Source organism: Streptomyces sp. NPDC057474 (genome assembly GCF_042802555.1).
In the GTDB taxonomy this organism is placed as follows: Bacteria; Actinomycetota; Actinomycetes; order Streptomycetales; family Streptomycetaceae; genus Streptomyces.
This window is the reverse complement of the sequence record NZ_JBHVDX010000404.1, coordinates 1-4,575: the sequence shown is the minus strand read 5'-3', so window position 1 is coordinate 4,575 and position 4,575 is coordinate 1. Positions and strand designations below refer to the sequence as shown.

Annotated in this window: 3 protein-coding genes; 2 read left to right on the top strand and 1 reads right to left on the bottom strand. The window is 70.9% G+C overall.

All coding sequences use genetic code 11. The features are described from left to right. Nucleotides 1–1,332, bottom strand: a 1,332-nt coding sequence (locus tag ACFU53_RS46765; RefSeq protein WP_384006389.1) for a peptidase C39 family protein, incomplete at its 3' end; no start/stop codon positions are given. Between the two features lie 173 nt (nt 1,333–1,505). Here ACFU53_RS46765 and ACFU53_RS46760 point away from each other — a divergent pair. After that, complete coding sequence (locus ACFU53_RS46760; RefSeq protein WP_384006387.1) at nt 1,506–2,114, top strand: uridine kinase; 609 nt, start codon at nt 1,506–1,508, stop codon at nt 2,112–2,114. Nucleotides 2,115–2,592: 478 nt separating this feature from the next. Next, entirely contained in the window at nt 2,593–4,467 is a 1,875-nt protein-coding gene (locus ACFU53_RS46755) for an AAA family ATPase (protein ID WP_384006386.1), read from the top strand. The last annotated feature ends 108 nt before the right edge of the window (nt 4,468–4,575 follow it).

The window sequence follows — 4,575 nt, the reverse complement described above, 5'->3', positions numbered from 1 at the left end:
CGCCGGGAAGTACAGGTAGCAGACGCCACCGGTGCCGGAGACGACCTTGCCGGCGGCGTTGTACCGCTTGGTCCGCAGCCAGATGTTCTCCCACTCGCGCCGCCGGTAGACGCGGCGCACCGCCTCGTTGGTCGGCGAGTTCGGGTCGTTGGCGATGACGTCGCCATCGGCGGTGAAACCGATCACCGTCATCAGATGCCCGGCCGTGCCGTAGCCCGCCCCCGGCAGTTCCTCCGCGAGGAACGACTGGGAGGTGATCGCCGGGATGCCCGCCGCGATCAGCGTCTCCAGGTCGGCGAGCGAGCCCAGCCGGGTCACCACGCCCTGGAGGTCCTCGTAAGTGGCGGCGTAAGCGGTGTTGAAGGGCCAGTTCCCGCAGCCCTCGTACTGGTAGTCGAAGGTGAACCGCGCCGCGTGGCACACCTGCGGGTCCGTGTATGCCGGGTCGACCCAGGCCAGGTCCGCGGCGCTGGGCCTCCGGCCCCAGAACTCTATGATCATCTGCGAGGAGGTGGGGCTGCACCAGGCCTCGCCGCCGTTGTCGTACTCGGGGTACTGGCCCTTATGGGTCTCCTGCGAGTAGCGCGGGACGTTCAGCTCCCGCGCGAGCCCGGGAGTCGAGGCCGGGACCGTGAAGCGGTCGGGCACGTCGGAGCCCATCGCGCCGAGCCGCCACACCGTGGGAGTGAGCCGGGTGCCGGGGGTGCGGTACAGGGTCAGGCGCAGCCGGTACGAGGCGAGGCGCAGGGCCGTGGCCGGGTCGTCGATCGCGAAGGTGTCGGTCCAGACACTGCTCCTGCCGTCCTTCTGGCCGTCGACGGAGGTCCGTCTGATGTCCTGGTCGCCGGCCGCCCACCGGCCCAGCACGTACCAGGGCGTGTCCGTGCCGTCGGAGTACGTGCCCTTCAGCTCGATCTGGATCCAGGTGCCGTCCGGGGTGCGCGCGTTCCAGGACGCGATGACCTCGACGGCGGGCACGGTGAGCCGGTGGACCGGGGAGGTCCAGGTCGCGTACTCCCAGGCGGCCGTCCGCCCGGTGTGCGGGTCGCTGTAGTCGGTGGTGCCGAGTGGCGCGTCGATCACCAGCCCCGGCCGCTCCCCCGGCTTCGCCCGGGTGCCCTTGGCGCTGCCCGCGCGCCAGTCGGTGTACGAGGTCCAGGCGTGGTTGTCCACGAGGCGTTCCGGTGCCTGCGCGGGGCGGGCGCGGGGTTCGCCCCGGCCGCTCGTGGTGTCGGCGACCGCCTGACTCGCTGATCCCCCGGCCGTCGCGGCGGCGGTCGCGACGGCTGCGGCCAGGACGGTCCTGCGGGACGGCTCGGAAAGGCTCGTCATCTGTGGGAGACCCCCAGTGATCCGGAAGGAACGGTTCAGACGCACGGCTGTTCGCCCACTATGGACGCCGGGGAAGGGCTTCTGCCAGCACCTCGCGCCTCGCCACGCCCGCCAATATTGGTCGACACCACTGGCGTGCTCCGGGGCCTCGCGCCACGGTGTTCAATCCACGTATGCACGCCTCCCCCGCCCCCACGGACCCCGCCGTCGACGCCCTCGCCGCCCGGCTGCGGCGCCTGCCGCCCTCCTGCGGGCCGGTCCGGCTGGTCGGTGTCGACGGGCACGCCGGCTCCGGGAAGAGCACCTTCGCCGGGCGGCTGGCCGACGCACTCGGCGCCGCCCCGGTGCTGCACCTCGACGACATCGCCACGCACGAGGAACTGTTCGCCTGGACGGAACGCCTGTTGGACCAGGTGATCGAACCGCTGCGGCACGGCCGGAGCGCACGCTATGCCCTGTACGACTGGCGTGAGCGCGGCTTCGGTCCCGCGCGCGTCCTGCCGTGCGCGCCCGTGATCGTCGTCGAGGGGGTGGGCGCGGGTCGGCGCGCGCTGCGTCCGTATCTGGCGCGGCTGGTGTGGATGGAGTTGCCGGAGGAGCAGGCCTGGGCGCGTGGGCGGGCGCGGGACGGGGCGGAGCAGAGCGAGTTCTGGGCCGGCTGGGTCCAGGCGGAGCGTAGGCATTTCGCCGAGGATCCTTCTCGGCCGTTCGCCGATCTTCTGATTCGGCCGGGAAACACGGGGTACGGGGTGCTTGCGGGACCTGCGATGACTCCCGAATAGCAGCCTCACCTCACTCAGGGTGACGGGCCATCCGCAATGTGCTGAACTTGTGAAGACGGCTGTCCGGGAAGTTCCTCGAGAGCCCCAACTCGGCTTGACCGAGGGGCCGTACAGGACTTACGTTCTCAATGTGCGGTCATTCGTTACCGCCCAGAGACGCGAAGCCCCCGGTTGTTCCCCCGTGATCGGGGGCTTCGTTCTGCCTTCTTCCGGCTTTCCGGAACTCCAGGGGCACGATTTCTTCACCCTCGGTCACCGTCCGCAATGCGCCCCGTCTGCTCCCACCTCGTAAGACGAGGGCTGCGGCACCCTTCGAAGGGCGACCGACCCGCAGGTACGATGCCCAAGGCGCGACATTCGGACGGCTGCAGCAACGCACCGATGCAACTCCCGTCCGCGGCACAGCGGTTCGACGAAGGCTGCCGACGGGCACCGGCCCGTTCGGTTTCCAACGGGGGCACGGTTTGTGGGGGACGTGATGGACTTCGGCTCGCGGGGCCCCGAGGCTCCGGCCGACCTCGCCTGGCTGCGAGGCGTGGACGCCTACACGATGGGCGCCTATCCGCAGGCGGAGGAGGAGTTCCGCGCCGCGGTGCGGATGGATCCGGGGATGGCCGACGGCTGGCTCGGGCTGCACGCGCTGCGGGTGGACACGACGACCGCGCTGCTGAGGATGTTCCGCCACCGTGAGCGCTTCGGGGAGCAGCGCTCGCGGCACCGGCGCACCCTCAACTCCTGGTACTGGCTGGGCTGGTGGGTGCAGCCGGTGCTGGAGAGCCCGCGTGATCTGCTCCTCGCACACGCCTCGCACTGGCTGGACGGGCGCCATGTGCCCGAGCTGGACCGGGCGCTCGCGGGGCTGCCGCCGGTCGACGCGGACCACCAGGTGCGCTTCCTGCACGCCTGCCGCGCCTACCTCGTCAAGGACTGGGAGCAGCTGATCCGGCACACCGATCCGCTGCTCGACGATCCGCTGCTGGGGATCGAGGCGGGCCTGTTCGGCGGGATGGCCCGCGTCCGGCTGGAGACTTACGGGCAGGCCGAGCCGCTCCTCTCCGCCGCACTGATGCGATGTCGCAGCGAGCAGCCGCAGCGCAAGGAACTGCGGTACTGGCTGGCCCGTGCCCACGAGGGCACGGGACGCAGCGCCGCCGCGCTGCCGCTGTACCGGGCCGTGCACCGGGTCGACCCCGCCTTCATGGACACCTCCGCACGGCTGGCGGCGATCGCCGACGGGGACGGGTACGACGACGACGCGAGCGACTTCGCCGCGATCGCGCTCGCCGGGATCGGGCAGGACGTGCTCGACGGCGACGGGCTGGAGCCGTTCTTCGACCCCGAGGGGCGGGATCTGAAGGTCTCCGATCCCGGACTGCCGCCGCCGGGCGGGCTGCCGCCCGAGGCCGGCGACACCTTCGTCCGGGAGAAGTCCGTGGTGCCGGTGGAGCCGTTGTCCCTGCCGGCCGGGCCGACGGATCCGGAGCTGCTGGAGGAGGCGCTCGCGGAGCTGGAGCGGATGGTCGGACTGGAACCGGTGAAGCGGCAGGTCAAGGCGTTGTCCGCGCAGCTGAACATGGCGCGGTTGCGGGCGGGGCAGGGGTTGCCGGTCCAGCCGCCCAAGCGGCACTTCGTCTTCTCCGGGCCGTCCGGGACCGGGAAGACGACCGTGGCGCGAATACTGGGCCGTGTCTTCTACGCGCTCGGGCTGCTGGGCGGCGATCACCTCGTCGAGGCACAGCGCGCGGACCTCGTGGGCGAGTACCTCGGGCAGACCGCGGTGAAGGCCAACGAGCTGATCGACTCGGCGATCGGCGGCGTGCTGTTCGTGGACGAGGCGTACTCGCTGTCCAACTCCGGCTACGGGAAGGGCGACGCGTACGGCGACGAGGCGCTGCAGGTGCTGCTGAAGCGGGCCGAGGACAACCGGGACCATCTGGTCGTGATCCTCGCGGGGTACCCGGAGGGCATGGACCGGCTGCTGACCGCGAACCCCGGGCTGTCCTCCCGGTTCACGACCCGAGTCGACTTCCCCTCCTATCGGCCGCTGGAGCTGACCTCCATCGGGGAGGTGCTCGCCGCCGAGAACGGGGACGTCTGGGACGAGGAGGCCCTCGACGAGTTGCGCTCCATCTCCGGTCATGTCGTCGACCAGGGATGGATCGACGAGCTCGGCAACGGTCGGTTCCTGCGGACGCTGTACGAGAAGAGCTGCGCGTACCGGGATCTGCGGCTGTCGGGGTATCCGTCGATTCCGACGCGGGATGATCTGTCTACGCTGCGGCTGCCGGATTTGATGCAGGCGTATGGAGAGGTGTTGTCGGGGCGGGGGCCGGGGGATCCTTCGGCGATGTGACTTTCTCGCCCCCGCCGCCCCTATCCATTCCCATCCCCGGGGCTCCGCCCCGGACCCCGTTCGCGCAGTTCCCCGCGCCCCTGAATGACTGAAAGGGGCGCGGGGAAC